Origin of the sequence: Xanthomonas campestris pv. campestris str. ATCC 33913 (assembly GCF_000007145.1) — a bacterium.
GTDB lineage: Bacteria > Pseudomonadota > Gammaproteobacteria > Xanthomonadales > Xanthomonadaceae > Xanthomonas > Xanthomonas campestris.
In genome coordinates this window covers 3,460,521-3,482,865 of record NC_003902.1, presented here as the reverse complement: position 1 = coordinate 3,482,865, position 22,345 = coordinate 3,460,521, and the positions used below count along the sequence as shown (strand labels likewise).

The 22,345-nt window shown below is 67.1% G+C and carries 16 protein-coding genes and 1 other RNA gene; 13 read left to right on the top strand and 4 right to left on the bottom strand.

Translation table 11 applies throughout. From position 1 onward, the window contains the following. The first annotated feature begins 113 nt into the window (after positions 1–113). From XCC_RS15185 to XCC_RS15170, 4 genes are all read left to right on the top strand, one after another. Positions 114–2,120: an ATP-dependent DNA helicase gene (locus XCC_RS15185; protein WP_011038053.1), complete on the top strand. Its 2,007-nt coding sequence runs from the start codon at positions 114–116 to the stop codon at positions 2,118–2,120. A 198-nt stretch (positions 2,121–2,318) separates the two neighbouring features. Continuing rightward, positions 2,319–2,393, top strand: a non-coding RNA gene (locus XCC_RS15180) — sX9 sRNA. 202 nt (positions 2,394–2,595) lie between these two features. Next, positions 2,596–3,315, top strand: a complete 720-nt coding sequence (gene tsaB, locus XCC_RS15175) for a tRNA (adenosine(37)-N6)-threonylcarbamoyltransferase complex dimerization subunit type 1 TsaB (protein ID WP_011038052.1) — start codon at positions 2,596–2,598, stop codon at positions 3,313–3,315. Continuing rightward, entirely contained in the window at positions 3,315–4,238 is a 924-nt protein-coding gene (locus XCC_RS15170) for an ADP-ribosylglycohydrolase family protein (RefSeq protein WP_011038051.1), read from the top strand. The genes tsaB and XCC_RS15170 overlap by 1 nt, the downstream gene beginning before the upstream one ends. A gap of 204 nt (positions 4,239–4,442) precedes the next feature. On the opposite strand, the gene XCC_RS15165 is transcribed toward XCC_RS15170, so the two are convergent. After that, a complete protein-coding gene (locus XCC_RS15165) occupies positions 4,443–5,318 on the bottom strand; it encodes an energy transducer TonB family protein (RefSeq protein ID WP_011038050.1) in 876 nt (291 codons plus the stop codon). Next, positions 5,315–6,265, bottom strand: a complete 951-nt coding sequence (gene gshB, locus XCC_RS15160; protein WP_011038049.1) for a glutathione synthase — start codon at positions 6,263–6,265, stop codon at positions 5,315–5,317. Before gshB ends, XCC_RS15165 begins: the two co-directional genes overlap by 4 nt. A gap of 237 nt (positions 6,266–6,502) precedes the next feature. Between gshB and pilG the strand changes: the two genes are divergently transcribed. The 9 genes from pilG to XCC_RS15120 all read left to right on the top strand — a co-directional run bounded on the left by pilG (position 6,503) and on the right by XCC_RS15120 (position 19,570). Beyond that, positions 6,503–6,904: a twitching motility response regulator PilG gene (pilG, locus tag XCC_RS15155; protein WP_011038048.1), complete on the top strand. Its 402-nt coding sequence runs from the start codon at positions 6,503–6,505 to the stop codon at positions 6,902–6,904. A 17-nt stretch (positions 6,905–6,921) separates the two neighbouring features. Beyond that, entirely contained in the window at positions 6,922–7,284 is a 363-nt protein-coding gene (locus XCC_RS15150; protein WP_011038047.1) for a response regulator, read from the top strand. Then, positions 7,284–7,814 carry a chemotaxis protein CheW gene (locus XCC_RS15145; protein ID WP_014508568.1) on the top strand — a complete coding sequence of 177 codons (531 nt, stop codon included), beginning with the start codon at positions 7,284–7,286 and terminating at the stop codon, positions 7,812–7,814. The genes XCC_RS15150 and XCC_RS15145 overlap by 1 nt, the downstream gene beginning before the upstream one ends. A 39-nt stretch (positions 7,815–7,853) precedes the next feature. Continuing rightward, entirely contained in the window at positions 7,854–9,890 is a 2,037-nt protein-coding gene (locus XCC_RS15140) for a methyl-accepting chemotaxis protein (RefSeq protein ID WP_011038045.1), read from the top strand. 113 nt (positions 9,891–10,003) lie between these two features. After that, complete coding sequence (locus XCC_RS15135) at positions 10,004–16,990, top strand: Hpt domain-containing protein (RefSeq protein WP_165442009.1); 6,987 nt, start codon at positions 10,004–10,006, stop codon at positions 16,988–16,990. A gap of 7 nt (positions 16,991–16,997) precedes the next feature. Continuing rightward, positions 16,998–18,179: a chemotaxis protein CheB gene (locus XCC_RS15130; RefSeq protein WP_011038043.1), complete on the top strand. Its 1,182-nt coding sequence runs from the start codon at positions 16,998–17,000 to the stop codon at positions 18,177–18,179. A gap of 34 nt (positions 18,180–18,213) precedes the next feature. After that, a complete protein-coding gene (locus XCC_RS15125) occupies positions 18,214–18,690 on the top strand; it encodes a chemotaxis protein CheW (protein ID WP_011038042.1) in 477 nt (158 codons plus the stop codon). Between the two features lie 161 nt (positions 18,691–18,851). Beyond that, positions 18,852–19,001: a hypothetical protein gene (locus XCC_RS22265; RefSeq protein WP_019237397.1), complete on the top strand. Its 150-nt coding sequence runs from the start codon at positions 18,852–18,854 to the stop codon at positions 18,999–19,001. Beyond that, on the top strand, positions 18,998–19,570 hold the full coding sequence (locus tag XCC_RS15120) for a GNAT family N-acetyltransferase (protein WP_011038041.1): 573 nt from the start codon (positions 18,998–19,000) through the stop codon (positions 19,568–19,570). The genes XCC_RS22265 and XCC_RS15120 overlap by 4 nt, the downstream gene beginning before the upstream one ends. 243 nt (positions 19,571–19,813) lie before the next feature. Here XCC_RS15120 and XCC_RS22445 read toward each other — a convergent pair whose 3' ends face one another. Together XCC_RS22445 and XCC_RS15110 are read right to left on the bottom strand one after the other, a co-directional pair. Beyond that, a complete protein-coding gene (locus tag XCC_RS22445; RefSeq protein WP_228442155.1) occupies positions 19,814–20,233 on the bottom strand; it encodes a hypothetical protein in 420 nt (139 codons plus the stop codon). Positions 20,234–21,696: 1,463 nt separating this feature from the next. Beyond that, positions 21,697–22,269, bottom strand: a complete 573-nt coding sequence (locus XCC_RS15110; RefSeq protein WP_011038039.1) for a sigma-70 family RNA polymerase sigma factor — start codon at positions 22,267–22,269, stop codon at positions 21,697–21,699. Positions 22,270–22,345 lie beyond the last annotated feature (76 nt).

The window sequence follows — 22,345 nt, the reverse complement described above, 5'->3', positions numbered from 1 at the left end:
TCATGCTCGTCCTTCAACAGTATCGCCTGGCGTGCGATCCGCCATGCCCCGCCAAGGCAGCGGCCGCGCGCACGCGTTAGGCTGTTGCGTTCCCCACGCTGTCGTCGTCCGTCATGTCCCAACTTGCCACTGCCAGCATCGAGGCGCTTAGCGAAGGCGGGGCGCTCGCGCGCCAGCTCGACGCGTTCGCGCCACGTGCCGCGCAGTTGCGCCTGACCGGCGCCATTGCCGAGGCCTTCGAACAGCGCGACGTGCTGCTGGCCGAGGCCGGTACCGGTACCGGCAAGACCTATGCGTATCTGGTGCCGGCGTTGTTGTCCGGGCTGAAGACCATCGTCTCCACCGGCACGCGCGCGCTGCAGGACCAACTGTTCCATCGCGATCTGCCGCGCGTGCGCGCCGCGCTTGGCATCGGTCTGCGCAGTGCGCTGCTCAAGGGACGCGCCAATTATCTGTGCAAATACCGCACCCAGCAGGCGCGTGGTGAACCCCGGTTTGCCAGCCCCGAGCAGGTCACCCAGTTCCAGCGCATCGTGGCCTGGAGTGGGCGCACCCAGTTCGGTGACATGGCCGAGCTGGATGCATTGCCGGACGACTCGCCGCTGCTGCCGATGGTCACCTCCACCGTCGACAACTGCCTGGGCACGGAATGCCCGTTCTATTCGGAATGTTTCGTGGTGCAGGCGCGGCAGCGTGCCCAGGCGGCCGATCTGGTGGTGGTCAACCACCATCTGCTGCTGGCCGATCTGGCGCTCAAGCAGGAGGGGTTTGGCGAAATCCTGCCGGGCGCGCAGGCCTTCGTGATCGACGAGGCGCATCAGCTGCCGGAACTGGCGGCCAATTTCTTTGGCGAGAGCTTCGGCATGCGGCCATGGCAGGAACTGGCTCGTGATTGCATGGTGGAGGCGCGGTTGGTGGCCGGCGCGCAGGCCAGCCTGCAGGCGCCGATCCTGGCGCTGGACGACGCCCTGCGCGGGCTACGCGCAGGCATGGAAGGCCTGCCGCCGCGCGGCACGCAATGGCGCGCGCTGGCCAAGCCGCAGGTGCGCGAGGGCTTCGATGCGGTGCTGTCCGCGCTGGCGCGGCTGGGCGAGGCGTTGCTGCCGTTGCGCGAGGCTTCGCCGGGGTTTGACGGCTGCACGGCGCGTGCGCAGGAGGCGCTCAATCGCCTGTCGCGCTGGCTGGGCGAAGACGTGCCGGTGCCGGATTTCGAACAGGACCTGCCGGAAACGGTGGACAACGACGTGCTGTGGTACGAGCTCAGCCCGCGCGGCTTTCGTTGCCAGCGCACGCCGCTGGATGTGTCCGGCCCGTTGCGCGAGCACCGCGAAAAATCGCAGGCGGCGTGGGTGTTTACCTCCGCCACGCTGGCGGTGGGCGGGGAGTTCGACCACATCGCCTTGCGGCTGGGCTTGAACGACCCGATCACCTTGCTGCAGCCCAGCCCGTTCGATTGGGCGCGTCAGGCGCTGTGTTATCTGCCGCCGAATCTGCCGGACCCGGCAGCGCGCGGTTTCGGCACGGCGCTGATCGCCGCACTGCATCCGGTGCTGGAAGCCTCCAATGGCCGCGCGTTTTTGCTGTTCGCCTCGCACCGCGCCCTGCGTGAAGCGGCCGAAGCCTTGCGCGATGGGCCGTGGCCGTTGTTCGTGCAGGGCGAGGCGCCGCGCGCGACCTTGCTGCAGCGTTTTCGCACCTCGGGCAATGGCGTGCTGCTGGGTTCGGCCAGCTTCCGCGAGGGCGTGGATGTGGTTGGCGATGCGTTGAGCGTGGTGGTGATCGACAAGCTGCCGTTCGCCGCACCCGACGATCCGGTATTCGAGGCACGCCTGGATGCGATCCGCCGCGACGGCGGCAATCCCTTCCGCGATGAACAATTGCCGCAGGCGGTGATCGCGCTCAAGCAGGGTGTGGGCCGGCTGATCCGCAGCGAAACCGATCGCGGCGTGCTGGTCTTATGCGACCCGCGGCTACTGAACAAGGGCTACGGGCGTACCTTCCTGAATTCGTTGCCGCCATTTTCGCGCACCCGCGAGATCGATGATGTGCGTGCGTTTTTCGGCTCGGGGCCGGAGACTGGGCAGGCCGGATCAGAGATTGCGACGTTGCTGCCCGACTGAGCAGCGGTTAGTGGCGATTGCGTCGCTGCGCGTGGATGGATTCGCTGCGAAGACTGCTGCAGGTACGCATGCCGAACTGTGCCAAAGGCGCTGCCGACAGCGGCACTGCCGCACGGTCGCCGCTGATGCAAATCTTAGAGCAGCTATCAAAACGACTGCGCAGCCGGCAGGCGGGCGCGGCCGGTGCTCGGAATCGGCATGTACCCATGGACACTCCGGTTCCTCCGCGCCGTCCGCACCCACCTGACGGCTGCTCGCTGCGTTTTGTTAGCCGCTCTTAGTCAGTGCTGCTGCGAGCCTCCCGTCACCGCAGCACGTGGCGTCATCCATCGACATAGACGCCCCGCCGCATGCCGCCCTCCGCCAACCCGTTACGACCCGGCTTACGCCCCGACTCGGGCGCCCCAGGTCGATCAGTTAAACTTTGCGTCTCTCCGGGCCCCGATTCCCGGTCCCTGATTCACGGTTCTCGCCCATGAAAATCCTCGCATTCGAAACCTCCACCGAAGCCTGCTCCGTCGCGCTGCATGTCGATGGAGCCGTACGTGAGCGCTTCGAACTCGCGCCACGCCGGCACGCGGAGCTGGCGCTGCCCTGGGCCGAGCAGCTGCTTGCCGAAGCCGGCATCAGCCGCCGCCAGCTGGATGCGATTGCAGTGGGCCGCGGGCCCGGTGCCTTCAGCGGCGTGCGCCTGGCGATCGGTATCGTGCAGGGCATTGCATTGGCACTGGATCTGCCGGTGCTCGCCATCTCCACCCTGCAGGTCTTGGCACTGCGCGCACCGGCCGAGGCGAGCCATGTGCTGGCTTGCATCGATGCGCGGATGGGCGAGGTGTATGCCGGGCTGTTCGAGCGTCAGGGCGAGGCGCTACTGACGCTCGGGTCCGAAGTGGTCTGCGCGCCGGAAGCCGTGCTGCTGCCGCAAAGCACACCGCAGTGGGCCGGCGTCGGTACCGGCCTGGCTGCCGGCGAGATGCCGCTGCAGCAACGCTTCGCCGGCCGCCTGTCCAGCGTGGATGCGGCTGCGCTGCCACATGCCGCGGACCTGCTGACCTTGGCGCTGCCTGCAGCGCTGCGCGGCGAAGGCGTGGCGCCGGAGCGGGTGGAGCCGGCCTATCTGCGTGACAACGTCGCGCTCACCCTGGTCGAACAGCAGGCCGCACGCGCAGCGAAGGCGGCGGCGGTTCCACGTTGATGAATAGTGCAACGGTACAGGCGCGTTTCCGCGGTTGCCTGCTGGGACTGGCGGTGGGCGATGCAGTTGGCACCACGCTGGAATTCTGCGCGCCCGGCAGCTTCACCCCGATCACTGACATGCACGGTGGCGGGCCGTTCGCCTTGCGCGCCGGGCAATGGACCGACGACACCTCCATGGCGCTGTGCCTGGCGCACAGCCTGCTGTATCGGCAGGGCTTCGACGCCGCCGATCAGATGAACCGCTATTGCAACTGGTACCAGCACGGTTATCTCAGCAGCACCGGCACCTGTTTCGATATCGGCGGCACCGTCCGCCAGGCGCTGGAGCGCTATCTGGATGGCGGCCCGGCTTTCAGCGGCAGCGACGACCCGCGCTCGGCGGGCAACGGCTCGCTGATGCGTCTGGCCCCGGTGGCGATGTTTTACGCGCAGCGTCCCGAGCAACTGGGCGAGCGCGCCGCAGACAGCTCACGCACCACCCATGCCGCGCCAGAGGCGCTGGATGCGTGCCGCCTGTTTGCGTTCCAGCTGCGTGCGGCGCTGCTCGGCAGCGGCCGCGATGAGGTGTTGCGGCCAGCCGCGTTGCCGTCGCAATCGTTGGTGACGCCGGCAATTGGCGCGCTGTTGGTGCGCGTGCATGCATCCGTGGCACGTGCGCAGATCCGCGGCACCGGCTACGTGGTCGATGCGTTGTCGGCGGCGTTGTGGTGCTTCGCCACCACAGACACCTTTGCCGATGCAGTGCTGCGCGCGGCCAACCTCGGTGACGACGCCGACACCACCGCAGCGATCTGCGGGCAACTGGCCGGCGCGTTCTACGGCATCGACGGCATTCCGGCGGCCTGGCGTGAACGGGTGCAGGATGCCGCCGAGATCGTCGCATTGGCCGATCGCCTCTACGAAGCAGCTCAGGTGCTCTGATAGCACCTGCGAAGCGCGTCTAAGCCAACGAAGGCGATCAATCGCCCGGCGTCCTGCATCTTTACGTATGCGCAGCCAAGGCCAGTCGCACACATCGAAGCGCGCTGCACTCCAGCGCGCAATGTGGGCGCTCATCAAGACGCTACCGATTGACCAGCAGCGCGTGCCCAGGCAGTGCCCATTCAGCCCCTCGCGGATGCACGCTCAGCGGTCGTCGTGCAATTCGCCGCCGGGCAGGAACAACCAGGTCCGGGTGACCTGCAGGATGTCGACATCGTCCTTGCTGCGCGGCAGCGGCGGAAACGGCTGTGCCAGTTGCACCACCCGCAAGGCGGCCGCATCCAGCACCGGGGTGCCGCTGGAGACCAGTACGCGGCTGCTTTCCACGCTGCCGTCGCGGCGCACGCCAACGGTGATTACCACCTTGCCGCCTAGCCGGCGGCGGCGCGCTTCGTCAGGGTAATTGAGGTTGCCGACCCGTTCGGCGCGGTCCACCCAGGCACGCAGATAGTTCGCGTAGGCGTACTCGCGGGTGCTGGCAGAGACGAACTTGCGGTTGGGGCGCTTGGCGTACTGCTCCGAGCGCAGATGCACCTCGGCCGCCAGCCGCGCCATCTCGGCATCGCGCTGCACGCGTTGCGCGTCGGCAGGCGAGAGCGGGTCGGTCTGCGGATTGGGTTGTGGCGTCGGCACGGCCTGTTCGCCGCGGCGGCTGGACACCACCCGCGTCTGCGTCGGCAAGGGCGCCTGCACGGTGGTGGCGCGCTGCGCCTGCGGCGCCAGCCCGTTGCGGTCTTGCGGTACCACGCCCGGTTGGCTGTCGCGCGGGCGCTGCGCGGTGTCGTGGTTGCCGCCGCCCTGCTGGTTGGCCTGGGCCAGGAAGTCGGCCTGCTTGGGCGTCAGCGGGGTGCTGGTCTGGCTGAAGATCACATCCAGGGTGGGCACCAGCGGTGCGTCTTCGCTCACCGCAAAGCCCACACCCAGGATCAGCAGGCCATGCAGCAGCAGCGAGATCACCAGCGTCGCGGTCAGACGCTGGCGTTCGTCCATCGGTGCAGGCAAGGCCGCGGCCGTGCTCATTGCGCGGTGCCGGCCTCGATCGCATCGAACAGCAGCCCGGCAATATTGAGCCCGAACTGCGCATCCAGCTCACGCACGCAGGTGGGGCTGGTGACGTTGACTTCGGTGAGGTAATCGCCGATCACGTCCAGGCCCACGAAGCGCATGCCGCGGCGTTTCATTTCCGGGCCCACCTGCGCGGCGATCCAACGGTCGCGCTCGGACAGCGGGCGGCCTTCGCCGCGGCCGCCGGCGGCCAGGTTGCCGCGGAACTCGTCGCCCTGCGGGATGCGTGCCAGGCAGTAGTCCACCGGCTCGCCGTCCACCAGCAGGATGCGCTTGTCGCCGGCAGTGATGTCGGGGATGAAGCGCTGCGCCAGGGTCAGCTTGCGGCCGCCATCGGTCAGCGTTTCCAGGATCACGTTGAGATTGGGGTCGCCGGTGCCGCTGCGGAAGATCGAGCGCCCGCCCATGCCGTCCAGCGGCTTGAGCACCGCCTGGCCATGTGCGAGCACGAACGCCTTCAGCGCGGCCGCGTCGCGGCTGACCAGGGTCGGCGGGCAGCACTGCGGGAACAGCAGCGCGGCCAGCTTCTCGTTGTAGTCGCGCAGGCCCTGCGGGTCGTTGACCACCTGGGCACCGGCGCGCTGCGCCACGGCCAGCACCTGGGTGTCGTAGATGAACTCGGCATCCACCGGCGGGTCCTTGCGCATCAGCACCACCTGGCCGGGACCAAACACCAGCTCGGTGAACGCGCCCAGGGTGAACCAGCTGGCCTTGTCCTCGCGCACGCTCAGCGGCGCGACCTGCGCCACGGCGCGTCCTTCATGCAGGCTGAGTCCGCCGGGGCGCACATAATGCAGGCGGTGACCACGGCGCTGGGCTTCCAGCAACATGGCGAAGGTGGTGTCTTTGGCGATCTTGATGGAGGCGATGGGATCCATCACCACAACGACGTCGAGCGACATGGGGCTAAACCTTTAGAACAAGCTGCCGATGGTAACTTCAAGCGGTGGGCGATGGCGCGCCCGGCGGGTTGCGAATGCGCGACTTCCCGGTCCAAGGGCGCCCTGCTGCGGTCGGAACGTCCGCCTGGCGGGGGCCCGGCAACGCACCCTTGACAGTCGATGCGGGTCTTGGGATATACATGTAGTTTCGTAGCGACGTCGGAAGGGATGAAGCGTCGCGCGCCCGGGGATATTTGCATGACTGAAAACATGGCTGCGGGTGGGGAACTCGCAGGACTGAAGGTGATGGTTATCGATGATTCGAAGACCATTCGCCGCACTGCCGAAACGCTGCTCAAGCGCGAAGGCTGTGAAGTGGTGACAGCGACGGACGGATTCGAGGCACTGGCCAAAATTGCGGACCAGCAACCTCAGATCATTTTCGTGGACATCATGATGCCGCGCCTGGATGGGTACCAGACGTGCGCGTTGATCAAGGGCAACCAGCTCTTCAAGTCGACGCCGGTGATCATGTTGTCTTCCAAGGATGGCCTGTTTGACAAGGCACGCGGCCGCATCGTCGGCTCCGAGCAATATCTGACCAAGCCATTCACCCGTGAAGAACTACTGAGCGCGATCCGTACGTACGTCAACGCCTGACCAGGGGGAAAGGCAACATGGCTCGAATCATATTGATCGAGGACTCGCCCACCGACCGGGCAGTCTTCAGTCAATGGCTGGAAAAAGCTGGCCATACGGTCGTCGCCACCGACAACGCCGAAGAGGGACTTGAGCTGATTCGCAGCCAGGCGCCCGATCTGGTGCTGATGGATGTGGTGCTGCCCGGCATGAGCGGCTTCCAAGCCACACGTGCACTTGCGCGCGATCAGGCAACCAAGGACATCCCCGTGCTGCTGGTCAGCACCAAGGGCATGGAAACGGACAAGGCCTGGGGATTGCGGCAGGGTGCAAGTGACTACATCGTCAAGCCGCCGCGCGAGGACGATCTGATCGCGCGCATCAAACAACTGGTGCGTTGATGCGTTCTCCATTCGACATTCTCGAAGACTACGAGCGCCGTAGCCTTGCGCATGCCACGCCGCTGCCCGAACGTCAGTTCTCGGCCGATATCTGGCGTGGCGTGGGGTATCGCGTTGGCACCCGCCGGCTGGTCTCGGATTTCCGCGAAGTCGCCGAAATCGTGCCGATGCCGCCGGTGACGCCGGTGCCGGGCGCGCAACCCTGGCTGCTGGGCGTGGGCAACCTGCGCGGCAACCTGTTCCCGGTGATCGATCTGAAGCAGTTCCTGGAGGGCCGGCGCACGGTGCTGCAGGAAGGCCAGCGCGTGCTGATCATGCGTCAGAGCGGCGGCGACGTCGCGCTGACCATCGATGAGCTGTACGGCCAGCGCAGCTTCGAACAGGCGCAGGCGGTCGAACCGGGCGAGTTGGCGCAAGGCCGCTACGCCCACTTCATCGACCGTGCTTTCCGCAACGAGACGCAGGACTGGGGTGTGTTCTCCCTGGCGTTGCTGTCACGCACTCCTGAATTCCGGCAGGCCGCGGCCTAAGCCGCGACCCCGCCACGTCATACAGATCGAGGTCGAACCATGAGTACCGCCCCGGACGCCCGCAAGACCAATAAGCTCGGCAGCGTCAGTACCAGCTTCTGGCTTGGCCTGCTGGTGTTGTCGATGATCGTGTTCGGCGCCAATACCGGCGTCGCCACCTGGCAAGGCAGCCGCCTGGCCGGTGCCAGCACCGGCGCGGCCGACCTGCAGGTGCTCTCGCAACAGCTGGCCAACCAGGGCCGCGAAGCGGTCTCCGGTGACGCCAAGGCCTATGCCGCGTTCAAGGAGACCAAGGGCCGCATCGACAGCACAGTGAGCGAACTGGATGGCCGCTACGGCCAGGAAGGCTCGGTCTCTGGCGCGATGGCGCAACTCAAGTCGACCTGGGTGCCGCTGAGCAAGAACGCCGACCAGGTGATCGCCAGCGAACCGGCCGTGCTCGGCCTGGCCGGCAATGCCGACCGCTTCTCCGGCAGCGTGCCGCAGCTGCAGGCGCAGTTGAACGAAGTGGTGCGCGCGATGACTGTCAGCGGCGCGCCCGCGTCGCAGATCTACAACACGCTGCAGCAGGTCGTGGTCGCCGGCACCATGGCGCGCCGGGTGACCGAAATGCGCGCTGGTGGCGCCAATGCGGCGTCCTCGGGCGACGCGCTGGCACGCGACTCGGTGGTGTTCACGCAGATGCTTGAGGGCCTGCGAGCCGGTAACGACGAACTCGGCATTGCCGCGGTGCGTAACCCGGCCGCGCTGTCGGCACTGGAGCAGTCGCAGGCGCAGTGGACGACGATGAAGAAGGACGTCGACGCCATTCTGGCCAGCTCGCGCAATCTGTTCGCCGCGCAGTCCTCGGCCGCGGCGCTGACCGCCGGCTCGAGCAAGATGCTCGACGACAGCAAGAAGCTGTTCGACGCATTCTCCGCGTTCGGTTCGGTGCGCGACACGCGCCTGTTCCCTAACTTCTGGCTGGGCGTGGTCTCCGGTTTGCTGGCGCTGCTGGCGATTATCGGATTCGTGTGGAGTACGGTGCGTGCGCGCTCGCGCGAGCAGGACGTGCGCTACCAGTCACAGGTGGAATTCAATAGCCGTAACCAGCAGGCCATCATGCGGTTGCTGGACGAAATCAGCTCGCTCGGTGAGGGCGACCTGACCGTGAAGGCCTCGGTGACCGAGGACATGACCGGCGCCATCGCCGACGCAATCAACTACGCCGTGGACGAGCTGCGCCACCTGGTGACCACGATCAACGACACCTCGGCCAAGGTGGCCGTGTCGACCGAGGAAACCCAGGCCACTGCAATGCAGCTGGCCGATGCGGCCGGCCAGCAGGCCAACCAGATCACCACCGCTTCCGAGCGCATCAGCGAAATCGCCGCCAGTATTGAGCAGGTGTCGCGCAACTCCACCGAGTCGGCCGAAGTGGCGCAGCGCTCGGTGGTGATCGCCGCCGAGGGTGCCGGCGTGGTGCGCGAGACGATCCAGGGCATGGACCAGATCCGCGACCAGATCCAGGAAACCTCCAAGCGCATCAAGCGCCTGGGCGAGTCTTCGCAGGAAATCGGCTCGATCGTGGAACTGATCAACGACATTTCCGAGCAGACCAACATCCTGGCGCTCAACGCCGCGGTGCAGGCCGCCTCGGCAGGCGAGGCCGGTCGCGGTTTCGCGGTCGTGGCCGACGAAGTGCAACGCCTGGCAGAACGCACCTCCAGTGCGACCCGACGCATCGAAGGCCTGGTCCAGACCATTCAGGCCGATACCAACGAAGCGGTCAGCTCGATGGAGCAGACCACCTCCGAAGTGGTGTCCGGTGCACGCCTGGCCGAAGACGCCGGCACCGCGCTGACCGAAATCGAGCGCGTGTCCAACGCACTGAACAACTTGATCAAGAACATCTCCATCGCCGCGCACCAGCAGTCCGCTGCGGCGGCGGACATCACACAGACCATGGGCGTGATCCGTCAGATCACCAGTCAGACCTCGCAGGGTGCAGGCAAGACGGCCGCGTCGATCGGCAATCTGGCCCAGCTGGCGGCCGATCTGCGCCGTTCGGTTGCCGACTTCAAGCTGCCGGCGTGACCACGACGCGGAACGGGAAAGGATCAGCAGATGGCGCGTAGTCGCGTTACGTCGATGCAGGAATGGGCCAAGCGCCGCAATTGCGGTCGTGCGGTCGTTGTCAGGGGGCTGCAATGAGTGCGCTTCGCGATGCGATGAGCCACGCCGCACTGGGCTGGGTCAAGCCGGAGCTGGATGAAACGTTGCGCCAGGCGCGCAACGAGATCGAGTACTTCGCCGAAGAACCGTCCGACACCAGTCGGATGCGGTTCTGCGCGGGCTATCTGCACCAGGTGCAGGGCACGTTGCGGATGGTCGAGCTGTACGCGCCGGCGATGGTGGCCGAAGAACTGGAACTGCTCGCCAACGCGGTGCAGGCCGGTGAGGTCAGCGACCGCGACGAGGCCTGCGCGATGCTGATGCGCGGCACCGTGCTGCTGCCCGATTACCTGGAGCGCCTGCAAAACGGCCACCGCGACATTCCGATCGTGCTGCTGCCGCTGCTCAACGAGATCCGTGCCACGCGCGGCCAGCCGGGTCTCAACGAGAGCGTGCTGTTCGCCTTCGATCCGCAGGCCGGTGTTGCCACCGAGGCCGAGCTGGATCACGCCCGCGGCAGCCTGAGCGGACGTAACCGCGAATTGCTCGACACCGTCGGCAATGCGGTCAAGGAAGAACTGCTGCGCGTCAAGGACGCGCTGGACCTGCATCTGCGCACCGGTGGCGACATCGCCGAGCTGCAGACCCAGGTCAAGGAACTCGGCAGCGTGGCCGACACGCTGGGCATGATGGGCCTGGGTGTTGCACGCAACGTGGTGGTGCAGCAGCGTGATGCGCTGGCCCGCGTGGTCGATGGCCAGGTGCAGATGGACGAAGGCGTGCTGCTGGATATTGCCGGCGCGCTGCTGTACGTGGATGCCTCGCTGGACGATCAGGTCGCCAGCCTCGGTGCCGACGTCGGCGAAGCCGGCGATGAAGCCAGCACCAGTGCCAGCGCGTCGGAAGTGCGTCGCACGGTCGACGTGCTGGCGCAGGAAGCGATTGCCAACTTCGGTGCCGCGCGCGAACACTTCGTCGCCTTCATCGAAACCAACTGGGACCACGCCCGCCTCACCGACGTGCCGCATCTGCTGGGCGAAGTGGGCGGTGCGCTGCGAATTCTGGAATTGCCGCAGGCCGCCGATTACCTGGAAGGCGTGCGCCGTTATGTCGATCTGGAACTGATCGGCAAGCAGCGCGTTCCCAGTGGTCGCCAGCTGGACACCCTGGCCGATGCCATGGCCAGCCTGGAGTACTACCTGGAAGCCCTGCGCGAGCGCCGTCCCGGCCGCGAGGAAATCCTCGACATCACCCGCAACAGCCTGGAAACCCTGCGTTACTGGCCGTTGCCGTCGGGCCAGCCGTCCGAACTGCCGGTGGGTGCCGACCAACCTGGCGCGGCCGAACCGCAGCCTGCGGTGGTGCCGTTCGCACAGCAGCTCAGCGAGCCGAACCCGGCCGCCAACGACGCCGCGCCCGCTGCGTCGCTGGAATGGGCCAGCGAGACCGTGCATGAAGCGCCGTTTGCCGACAGCGCGGTGCAGGACACCGGCGCTGCGGCAACCGACAGCGTGTTCTCGTTCGACCCGGTGGCTGCGGAAGAAACCGTGTCCGGCCAGTCGCACGTGCCCTTCACCATTACCCCGGTGGCCTTGTCCGATGACGGCGCGCAGGCGTCGGGCAGCTGGCAGCTGGACACCACCGAGCAGAGCGCACCGCCGACGTTGTCGGCGTTCGACCCGGTCTCGGCCGAGCAGGACGGCAGCGATGCCGAGGCCGCGCAGGTCAGCTATACCGTCGATCTGAGTGCGCTGGAACAGGACGTGCCTGTCGTGCCGGTGGTGGCCGAGGAGGCTCCGCTGCAGATCGAGCAGATCGACCTGCCGGGCGAAGACACCATTGCGCCGCTGGAGTTCATCACCCCGGTGCAGTCGCAGCGTGCCGGCAGCCTCGAGGATGCGTTCTCGCCGCCGCCCCCGCAGGAAGACGACAACCCGTTCGTGGAATCGGCGCCTGAGCCGACGCCGGAACCGGCCGAACCGACCACCGAGGCCGCGGGCCCGCGCGTACAGCAGGCCACGGTCAGCGAATTCGAGCTGGACGATGCGTCTGCCGCGTTCCTGGCGCAGCTGGATGCCGCTGCCCAACAGTTCGACGTTGATGGCGCACCCGCCACGCCGGCAACCGCCGATGCGGCAGCGATGCCGGTTGCAGACGCGCCTGCGCCGGTCGCGGCAGAGGCCGGTATTTTCGGCGGCTTCGGCGACAGCGATATCGATGACGACATCCGCGACGTATTCCTGGAAGAATTCGACGAGGAACTGGTCAACCTGGGGCAGCTGCTGCCGGTGTGGCGCGCTGCGCCGCACAGCCAGGAAAACCTGCGCCCGATCCGCCGTGTCTTCCACACCCTGAAGGGCAGTGGCCGTCTGGTGGGCGCCAGCACACTCGGCGAGTTCAGCTGGAAGATCGAGAGCATGCTTAACCGCGTGCTCGACAACTCGCGGCCGGCCAGCCCGGCGGTGGTGGCGATGGTCGAACTGGCCTACGCGGTGCTGCCGCAGTTCAACGCCGCACTGCGCGACCAGGGCCGCATCAGCGCCGATTTGCCGGACATCCAGGCCGTGGCCGAGCGCGTGGCCGCTGGCGAAGAAGCCTATTACGTGCCCGCCGTGCAGGCCGTGGCCGAGGCGCCGGTGATCCCGGCGCTGCCCGCCGGCACCGCGCCGATCACCGAAGGCACGCCCGCGTCGGTGGACAGCGTGTTGCGCGAAATTTTGGAAGCGGAAGTCGCCACCCATCTGGAAACCGTGCACGGCTGGCTGCAGGCCGCCCAGCACGGCCCGCAGTTGGTAACCGAAGAACTGTTGCGTGCCGTGCACACCATGAGCGGCGCGTTCGCCATGACCGACGTGCCGGAAATCACCCTGGTCACCACGCCGGCCGAAAGCTATGTGAAGCGCCTGCTCGGCGCGTCGGCCACGCCGTCTGCAGAGGGCGTGGAAGCGCTGGCTGCCACCGCGGCGGCGATCGCCACCACGGTGACCGCGCTGCGCGCCGATGCGCCGCTGATTCCGTCGTTCGCGCCGCTCACCGAGCGCCTGCGCGGGCTGGTGGACGAGCTGCCGGAAGCGCAGTGGCCGCCACAGGTGTTCCTGGACGAACTGGAAGAGGTGGATACCGCGCAGGACACCGCCGGCATCGAACTGACGGGTGTGGAAGACCTGTCGCGCTACGTCGATGCGGATGCCTTGGCGACCACCGGCGATATATCTGCACAGACCACCGGCGACGCGGCGTTGGACGCCCAGCCGCAGGACGACGCGCCAATTGCAGTCGACGAACTGGCCACCGCCGAAGCCGACGACAGCAGCGCGCTGTCGCTGGACGACGCCGCGCCGCGCGAAGCGATCAGCGACACCGCCGAGCTCGAACAGCAACTGCGTGAAGCGATCGACGCGGTGCCGATGTCGGCCGATGCCTCGCTGGAGAACACCCAGCAGGCCGACAGCGATGCCGATGCCGAACTGACCACCGCCCAGGACACGGTTGCCGACGAACCGGTGCTTGCCGCCGATGCCTGGGACGCGACCGATCTGCAGACCACCGCGCCGGCCGATGTCGATGCGCATGCTGGTGATCGGACGCACGAGGATGCGACGACGGATCGCGCAGCTGACCAGGCCGAGCGCACCGCGCACGCCGAGACAGAGGCCGCGACCTTTGCGGCGAGCGATGCGGTGGCCGTCGATGAACTTGCCGAGGCCGAAGCACGCCTGGGCGATGCGCAGACTCTGGACGTGCCGTCGCTGGATGAGGCGCAGGCCGAGCAGCACGCGTCGAGCGACCTGCAGGCCGAGCAGGGCGAACAGCCTTCCGAGCAGACGCACGCCGACGCCGATGCTCTGGGTGAGCATGCCGGGCAGCAAGATCAAGATCGCGACGAACACGCGGCCGATACGTCGGTCGAGACGATCGACGCGTTGGAAGCGGTGCACGCCGGGACCGACGCGAACGATGGTGCCTATGCGCCGGTAGCCGAAGAATGGACACCGGAAACCGCCGCACTGGATAGCGTGGACACCACGCACGCGATGCAGGATTCCGGGCAGCAGGAGCAGCACGAACTGCCGCACGACCACGTGCAGCCGTCCGAGCACTTCGACACGCAGGACGGCGCCGCCGCCCACGATCACGACCAGCAGGTGGCTGACGAGGCCGCGTTGCTGGCGGTGGATGGCGCGCAGCCACTCGATGCATTTGCCGCATCCAGCGAGACCGACGCAGCGCAACTGGACGACGCACCGCGGGAGCACGCAGAGGCAGGCGACAGCGTGCCGGCGCAGACCATCGAGTCGGTGCAGGCGTTCGAGATGGCGCAGGTCGCCGACCGTGTGGAACAAGCCGGCGATCCGCTGGCCGACACCTTGCCGAGCGAGGCGATTGCCGACGCTGCACCGGCGCAGGACGCCGCCGCTGGCGGTGCGGACAGCAGCAACGACCAATTCGCCGAAGCTGCCGATGGCAGCAGCGATCAGTACGCTGCGCAGTTGCGCGACGCCACGCGTGACGAGCACGCCGAGCAGGACGAGCACGTCGAACAGGTCGCGCAGGAAGAGCCCGCCGTCACCGCAGAAGATGCAGCAGCCAGCGCAGAAGAAGACACCGCGCCGGTGGCCTTCAGTGCGCCGGTGGAAGAGGCCGCACCGGCCGACACCACCGCCAGCGATGCCGGCGCTGCCTTCGATATCGGCCCGCTCAACTTCGACGAGCTCGATGGCGAACTGGTCGACATCTTCGTCGAGGAAGGCCGCGACCTGCTCGACCATTGCGATGGCCTGATCGCCCGCATGCGAGAAGTACCGGAAGACCGCGATGTCCTCAACGGACTGCAGCGCGATCTGCACACGCTCAAGGGCGGCGCGCGCATGGCCGGCATCAACGCCATCGGCGATCTCGGTCATGCGATCGAATCGCTGCTCGAAGCCGTGGCGGCCAACCGCACCGACATCGATCGCGATGACGTGCGGCTGTTCGAGCGCGGCTTCGATCGCCTGCACCAGTTGTTGACCCGCACCGGCATGCACCGCGCCGTGGCGATGCCGACCGACCTGGTGGAAGCCTTCGAAACCCGCACCCGTGGCCGTAGCACCGCGCCGCAAACCGATGCCGATGTGCGTGCCATCGCCAAGGCCTCGGTCGAGCCGGCACCGCTGTCGGCACCGATCCCGGTGGATGGTCAGGTCGAAGAGGATTTCCTGCCGCGTGTGCAGCAGGAGCAGGTGCGCGTGCGCGCCGATCTGCTCGACCGTCTGGTCAACCACGCCGGCGAAGTGGCGATCTACCGTTCGCGGCTGGAACAGCAGCTGGGCGCCTTCCGCGGCGCCATGGGCGAACTGGATCGCACCAACGCCCGTCTGCGCGACCAGTTGCGCCGTCTGGATCTGGAAACCGAAGCGCAGATCGTTGCGCGCTATCAGCGTGAGCAGGACCAGGGCGATCGCACCTTCGATCCGCTGGAACTGGACCGCTTCTCCACCCTGCAGCAGCTCAGCCGCGCGTTGAACGAATCGGCGGCCGACTTGGGCGGCCTGCAAGGGGTGCTGGAAGACCTCTCGCGTCAGTACGACGGCCTGCTGCAACAGCAGTCGCGCGTCAGTTCCGAACTGCAGGACGGCCTGATGCGTGCGCGCATGGTGCCGTTCGACGGCCTGGTGCCGCGTCTGCGCCGTGTGGTGCGCCAGGCGGCTACCGAGACCGGCAAGCAGGTGCATCTGGTGCTGGAAGGCACCCAGGGCGAACTGGACCGCAACGTGCTCGACCGCATGGTCGCGCCGCTGGAACACATGCTGCGCAACTCGGTGGCGCACGGGCTGGAAACGCCCGAGCAACGCCGCGATGCGGGCAAGCCGGAAGAGGGCAGCATCGCAATCCGTCTGCGCCGCGAAGGCTCGGAAATCGTGCTGGAAGTGGCCGACGACGGCGCCGGGCTGGACCGCGAGGCGATCCGTCGCCGTGGCGAACAGCGCGGCCTGATCGAGCCCGGCCAGGAGCTCAGCGAGGCCGAACTGGATGGCCTGATCTTCGCGTCCGGCTTCAGCACCTTCGACCAGGTCAGTCAGTTGGCTGGTCGTGGCGTGGGCATGGACGTGGTGCGCAACGAAGTGCGTCAGCTCGGCGGCTCGGTGGACATCCACTCGGTGCGCGGCCAGGGCGTCACCTTCACCCTGCGCCTGCCGCAGACGCTGGCGGTCACCCAGGCGGTGTTCGTGCGGATCGGCGAAACCACCTTCGCGGTGCCGGTGGGTTCGGTCAGCGGTATCGGCCGCATCTCGCGCACCCGTTACGAGTCGGGCGAGGGCGGCTACCACTACGCAGGCGAGGAATACGTGCTGCACGACCTGGGCTCGCTGGTCGGCCAGCCGGTTGCGCGTGCCGATGGCCAGGCGCAGGTGCCGTTGCTGCTGGTGCGTGCCGGTGATCTGCGCGCCGCCGTGGCGATCGACCAGGTGCTGGGCAACCGCGAAATCGTGGTCAAGCCGGTGGGCCTGCAGATTGCCTCGGTGCCGGGCATCTACGGCGCCACCATCACCGGCGATGGCCGTGTGGTGGTGATCCTGGACGTCTCACCGCTGGTGCGCCGTTACCTCACCCAGCCGGCACGTCCGGCACTGGAAACCCCGGCCGAAGCACAGCGCCAGGTACCGTTGGTGATGGTGGTGGACGACTCGCTGACCATGCGCAAGGTCACCAGCCGCGTGCTGGAACGCCACAACCTGGATGTCACCACCGCACGCGATGGTGTCGAGGCGCTGGAGCTGCTCGAAGAGCGCGTGCCGGACCTGATGCTGCTGGATATCGAAATGCCGCGCATGGACGGCTACGAATTGGCGACCGCGATGCGGGCCGATCCGCGCTTCAAGGCGGTGCCGATCGTGATGATCACCTCGCGCAGTGGCGAGAAGCATCGCCAGCGTGCCTTCGAGATCGGCGTGCAACGTTATCTGGGCAAGCCCTACCAAGAGTTGGATCTGATGCGGAACGTGTATGACCTGCTGGGGATCGCCCGTGTCCGAGAATAATGGCGCTATGGGAACGCCGGTCGCCCTGCTGGGCCGGCCCGGTCCGGCGCGCGAGCGCCTGCGTGAAGCGCTCGGTCTGGCCGGCGCGCAGGTCGTGCTGGAGGATGATCCCTATGCGGTGGATGTGCAGATGCTGCGCGATGCCGAGCCGGTGGCAGTGCTGGTGTCGCTGGAGCCGTCGATCGAAGATGCGCTCGAAGCCCTGGAGCCGGCCTTCAACATGCCCGGTGTCACGGTGATCTTCGACGAAGCCGAGCTGACCGTGCGCCGCGAGGGCTGGGAAGCGCAGCGCTGGGTGCGCCATCTGGCGGCCAAGCTGCACGGCCATGCCGATGTGCTGCCGCCCGGCACCGAAAGCGAGCCATCGCTGCAGCCGGAGCCGGGCCTGGCGTTCGTCTCCAATCGTCAGGATTCGGACCTGCAGCTGGATCAGCACCTGGAAGCGGCTGCGCATGCCTTCGAACGCGTGCCTGGCGATGGGATGTTCAGTCACGTAGCCGAGGCCGCACCTGCGGTGTCTGGGTCGACATCGGCGCTGGGCGATTCCAGCACCTGGGGCCTGGTCGATGAGGTGGCCGTGGTGGTGCGTCCGCGCAGCGAGCCGGATATGGCCGCGCTGTCCACGGGCAGCCTGTCGCTGGTGGATCTGGACCAGGCTGCGGCCAGTGAGGGTGCGGTGCTGGTGATGGCCGGGATTGGCGGGCCGGATGCGATCCGCCGCCTGCTGGCCGCGCTGCCGCCGGCCTTCCCGCGCCCGCTGCTGGTGCGCATGGCGCTGGATGGCGGGCAGTACGGCAACCTGGTGCGGCAGATGGGCCGGGTGTCGGCGTTGCCGGTGGAGCTGGGAGAGATTGGCCAGCCGATCGAGGCTGGCAAGGTCTATGTGTTGTCCGACGAGGTCGGCGTGCAGCAGCAGGCCGGTGCATTGGCGTTTGCCGCGCAGACCGACCCGGCGGCGCTGGTGGCCGCGTTGCCGCCGGCCGACAGCGCGGTGCTGATGCTCAGTGGTGCCAACGAAGCACTGGTTGAGGCCACGCTGGCCCTGGCCGGGCAGGGTGGTTGGGTAGCCGGGCAATCCGCCGATGGCTGCTACGACCCGGCCGCCGCCGCGCGCCTGGCGCAGCAAGGCATGCTTTCCGGCGACCCGGCGCAGTTGGCGCAGGCGTTGGCGCAGCGTTGGCCGGCGTAAGCCGGGCGTTCCCACCCAGATTGGAAGACAAGCGATGAGCTACGCCAACAATGACGAAATCCGCGGCGTCCTGATCCAGGCCGGGCAGGAGCGCGTGCTGCTGCCCAACGCCACGGTGGCCGAGGTGATGTCGCGCGTGGCGGTGGAGCCGCTGGCCGACATGCCACGCTGGATGGTGGGCCGCATCGACTGGTACGGCTGGAAGGTGCCGCTGCTGTCGTTCGCGCACCTGAGTGGCATGGGCGAAGAGCCCACCGCGCTCAACAACAAGGTGATCGTGCTGAAGGCGCTGGGTGGCAACCCGGTGCTGCCGTATTTCGCATTGCTCACTGCCTCGTTCCCGCAGCTGATTTCGGTGCCGCGCGATGGCCTGCTGGCCGACGCTTCCGAAGATGTGTTGCCCGACGGCGTGCACATGCGCGTGCTGCTGGGCGAACAGAGCGCGTTGCTGCCCGACCTGGACGCCATCGAGGCGCAGGTGGGCCAGGCGCTCGCCGCCGCGGCCGCCTGACACCAACGCCCCACGGCTGCGTGACCGCCACGCAGCCATGTGTGCCATCGCCTCCGGTAGCGAACGTAGCGACGCGATGGATGCGTTGCAGCGCTGCTCGTTCAGAGCGGCCACCAGTGCCCTGTTTCAGCCGTCGTTCTTTCTATCCAGAGGAGCCGCGCATGCTGCGGTTGCATGCGGGGGTCGCCCTTGTTGCTGCGGCTGCGCGCTGTGCGAATGGCCTGCCTGAAACGCTGTTTTTCGCGATGCAGTTGATCGGCGCGAGCGTGCCGCGTTTGGGCAGGATGCGTCGTTCGAGCGCGCCACCGTGAGCATTCCGGTGTTTGCACCGCGACGGCATGCCGACGGCGTGGTGTTGTGCGACCTGGCCGTGGTGGACCCGGCAGCCATGGCCGAGTACCACACCCGCAATCGCGCTCACCTGGCCGATGCCATGCCGGCACGGCCGCCGGCGTTCTACACGACCGATGGCTGGCGGCGCCTGTGCATCGCGTACCGCACTGCAGTGCCAGGCGAGCGCGAACTCCAGCTGGTGTTGCTGATGGAGAGCCAGGTGATTGGCACGCTGGGCTTTACCCAGATCCAGCGCGGTGCGTTTCAGGCCTGCCACATGGGCTACGGGCTGGATGCGCAGCAGCAGGGCCGTGGCCTGATCCACTGGGCTGCCACCCAGGGCATTGCTTTTGTATTCGAGGCGCTGGGCCTGCACCGCGTAATGGCGCAGTACGTGCCCGAGAATCAGCGCAGTGCGCGCGTGTTGCAGCGCCTGGGCTTCCAGGTGGAAGGGCAGGCGCGCCGCTATCTGCAGTTGAACGGCGTGTGGCGCGACCATGTGCTGACCAGCCTGCTGCGTGAGGATGGGTTTCCGGTTGAGGAGTGATGGATGGCCTTTGAGTAACCGTTGCACTCGGTTGCATGCGCTTGGTCGGTCACGCGTTCTCAGTCGTTGTATAGGTTGGTGTTGAGAGCGGAGTTGCGGATGGACACGCTTCTGGATGTATCGCGCTGTTTAAAGAAGTCTGGAAACGGCGAAGGCCACATGGAGTGGGGCGACACGAACGCCCGTGTGAGCGTCAAAGTCATTGCGGCCCAGCGGCTACGGCCGCTTGACAGGCCGCTGGCATCATTCCTGCGCGTTGCTGGAAGAGACGTCCACGCGCAGCTGGTCCGCTGCCAGCTGCGTGTCCTGCAAAACGTCCACGCGCGTGGTCCAGCCGCGTTGCTGGATCTGCTTGCGCAAACCCGCGGCCCAGCGTTGTACAGCCGGTGCGTCGGGCGCTGCAGCCCATAGACGGATGCGCGGCGGCGCAGTGTTGGGCGCACGTTGGGCGAACCACGCGGTAGGGCGTACCGAAAGTGCGACGGCCTCGCCTGCGGGTCGTGGCGCCGGGGATGGTTTGGCGGGGGCCTGCATCGCAAGCGACGCTTCGGCAGGCTTCGGTGCCGACTGGATATCGCGCTGCGCGTCGTTATGGATGAGCGGTGCGCGACGCGCTGACGCGCTGAACTGACCGACCACGGTTGCAGCCGGGACGGATGCCATGTCGGCGGGCGATATGGAGGATGTGGATCTGCTGCGGTCCATCACCGAGGGTAGTGCGTCTGACTCTGCCGATGTGCGCGACGGCATCGCAGCAGGGCGCATCAGTGTTGTCTGTGCAAGCGATGCATCGGCAGACGCATCTGCCTGGCTCGCGGCGATCGGTGCAGGCGGTGGTGGCGCTGCGGTGGGTGCGGCTTCGGCTGCAGCATTGCCTTCGGCCATGGGTTCCGGCAACGACAGCGCCGCTGCGACTGCAACGTCGGAGGGCGCGGGTGCCGGTGCCGGTCGTGCAACGGCAGGCGCCAACGGAGGCGCAGGGGCCGGCAGCGATTTGGCCGCGCCTGCGGGCGCTTCGGCGGGCGAGGGCAGAGCAGGTTGCGCATATGCAGGGGCAGATGCAGTGGAAGATGCAGTGGAAGATGGAGGTGCATCGATGGGCGCCTGCACGACCATCGAAGACGCTGCGGGGGCATCGATCAGCTGTGCCATCGGAAGTGGTGGTTGGCCAGAATCTGTCGTTGCTTGATGTGCATCCGATGGGGGGGCTGGCGCTACGTCCATCGCAGCATCGGGCACGGGTTGATGGGCCTGCCATTGCAGCCCCACACCGACGGCGAGCGTGATCGAGGCGGCAAATGCGAGTGTCGGCATCCAGCGCCGCCGCCGTGTGCTCCTGAGGGCTGGCGTTGCGGGCACATGCGTGTCAGCCATGGCAGGCTGCGGTGTTTGCGTCGTTGCCGCTGCGGCCACCTCGCGCGTATTGCGTTCGGAGGCGGGGTGAGGAACGGGTCCGGTGGAGGCTTGTGCCGCTTGTGCGTGCACATGCTTGCCCAGGCGATGATTGTCGCTGTCGCTGTCGCTGTCGCTGTCGCTGTCGCTGTCGCTGTCGGTTTTGTTGTTGCTGTTGATTTCAAGCCGACGTGCTGAGGCAGCCTCCGCGAGATCATTTATCGCAGCAGGTGCAGCCGTTCCCGCGGATGTCTCCGAATCCAACGGCGCATCTCCGCGCGATGAAACGCTGCGAACAAACGCAGTGGGCCGCTCCGCCAGCTGCACGTGCTGTTGCGCGTCGATCCACGCGTGCGCCTGTGCGCTCAATGGCGCACCGATTGCCTGCACGGCATCACCGCCCTGTGCCAGTTGCGTCTGCACTGCCTGTCGCTGCGACGCCTGTGCTTGATCGGCCTGCGCGGCGGCGGCGGCAAATGCCGCGTGCAGGCTGGCAGGAGGCTCGAAATCAAATGTCTGCGCTGCCGCAGCGCGGATCACTGGTGTCGCCCCGGCTTGCGCCTGCGGTGCTTCTGCTGCGGCTCCTGCTGCGGTTGCCGCATGCGCCACCGATGCTGCCCGTGCCGCCTGCACAAACCACGCATCCATCCCCGCTGGGGGCGCGTACGCAGGCAGTGCGCGCAGCAGCACCGAGATGCCGTCTTCGCCCGCCAGGAACTGCTCGAACAGTGCGCTCATTGCACCGCATCCAGGCTGACGCGCAGCTTGGCGAATGCATAGCGCAGGCGGCTTTTCACGGTCTCGAAGCCTTCGCCCACCACGTGGGCGATTTCTTCAACACCAAGTTCGGCAAAGAACCGCAGCACCACCACTTCGCGCTGCGCATCCGGCAATGCCATGACGGCCGCGCGCACGCGGTGCTGCTGTTGGCCAAGCATCGCCAACTGCTCGCCCGACAACTCCTGGTCGGGCAGTTGCAGATGCGCCTCGTCCAGCGCAGTCGAGGTGGTGTGGTGCGCGCTGCGGCGCGTGTCGATCCACGCATTGCGGCCGATCTGGAACAGGAATGTGGTGAACGCGGCCTGCCCGGGCCGGTAGTCGCTGCATCGGGTCATCAGCTTGACCCAGGTTTTCTGCGCCAGGTCTTCGGCCTCGCTTAGGTTGCCCTCGCAGAGCCAGGCCAGGAAATTGAACAGCGCACGGTTGTGGCGCTGGAACAGCATGCTTGCCGGTTGCTCGATGAAGCCATTGGCGACGAGGAGCATGAGCTCCTCGTCGGGAAGTTGCGCAAGATCGGTCGATGGCATGCGCGCAGTGTAGAGCGCGTGCTGCGTGGTGCAATGGCTCATTGCCAGCTCAGCGCGCATGCCATCTCCCGGGGAA

Excerpts from the sequence above, each read along its gene's own strand:
- XCC_RS15185 (WP_011038053.1), top strand. The coding sequence starts at position 114 with ATGTCCCAACTTGCCACTGCCAGCATCGAGGCGCTTAGCGAAGGCGGG.
- tsaB (WP_011038052.1), top strand. The coding sequence starts at position 2,596 with ATGAAAATCCTCGCATTCGAAACCTCCACCGAAGCCTGCTCCGTCGCG.
- XCC_RS15170 (WP_011038051.1), top strand. The coding sequence starts at position 3,315 with ATGAATAGTGCAACGGTACAGGCGCGTTTCCGCGGTTGCCTGCTGGGA.
- XCC_RS15165 (WP_011038050.1), bottom strand. The coding sequence starts at position 5,318 with ATGAGCACGGCCGCGGCCTTGCCTGCACCGATGGACGAACGCCAGCGT.
- gshB (WP_011038049.1), bottom strand. The coding sequence starts at position 6,265 with ATGTCGCTCGACGTCGTTGTGGTGATGGATCCCATCGCCTCCATCAAG.
- pilG (WP_011038048.1), top strand. The coding sequence starts at position 6,503 with ATGACTGAAAACATGGCTGCGGGTGGGGAACTCGCAGGACTGAAGGTG.
- XCC_RS15150 (WP_011038047.1), top strand. The coding sequence starts at position 6,922 with ATGGCTCGAATCATATTGATCGAGGACTCGCCCACCGACCGGGCAGTC.
- XCC_RS15145 (WP_014508568.1), top strand. The coding sequence starts at position 7,284 with ATGCGTTCTCCATTCGACATTCTCGAAGACTACGAGCGCCGTAGCCTT.
- XCC_RS15140 (WP_011038045.1), top strand. The coding sequence starts at position 7,854 with ATGAGTACCGCCCCGGACGCCCGCAAGACCAATAAGCTCGGCAGCGTC.
- XCC_RS15135 (WP_165442009.1), top strand. The coding sequence starts at position 10,004 with ATGAGTGCGCTTCGCGATGCGATGAGCCACGCCGCACTGGGCTGGGTC.
- XCC_RS15130 (WP_011038043.1), top strand. The coding sequence starts at position 16,998 with ATGGGAACGCCGGTCGCCCTGCTGGGCCGGCCCGGTCCGGCGCGCGAG.
- XCC_RS15125 (WP_011038042.1), top strand. The coding sequence starts at position 18,214 with ATGAGCTACGCCAACAATGACGAAATCCGCGGCGTCCTGATCCAGGCC.
- XCC_RS22265 (WP_019237397.1), top strand. The coding sequence starts at position 18,852 with ATGCTGCGGTTGCATGCGGGGGTCGCCCTTGTTGCTGCGGCTGCGCGC.
- XCC_RS22445 (WP_228442155.1), bottom strand. The coding sequence starts at position 20,233 with ATGGCATCCGTCCCGGCTGCAACCGTGGTCGGTCAGTTCAGCGCGTCA.
- XCC_RS15110 (WP_011038039.1), bottom strand. The coding sequence starts at position 22,269 with ATGCCATCGACCGATCTTGCGCAACTTCCCGACGAGGAGCTCATGCTC.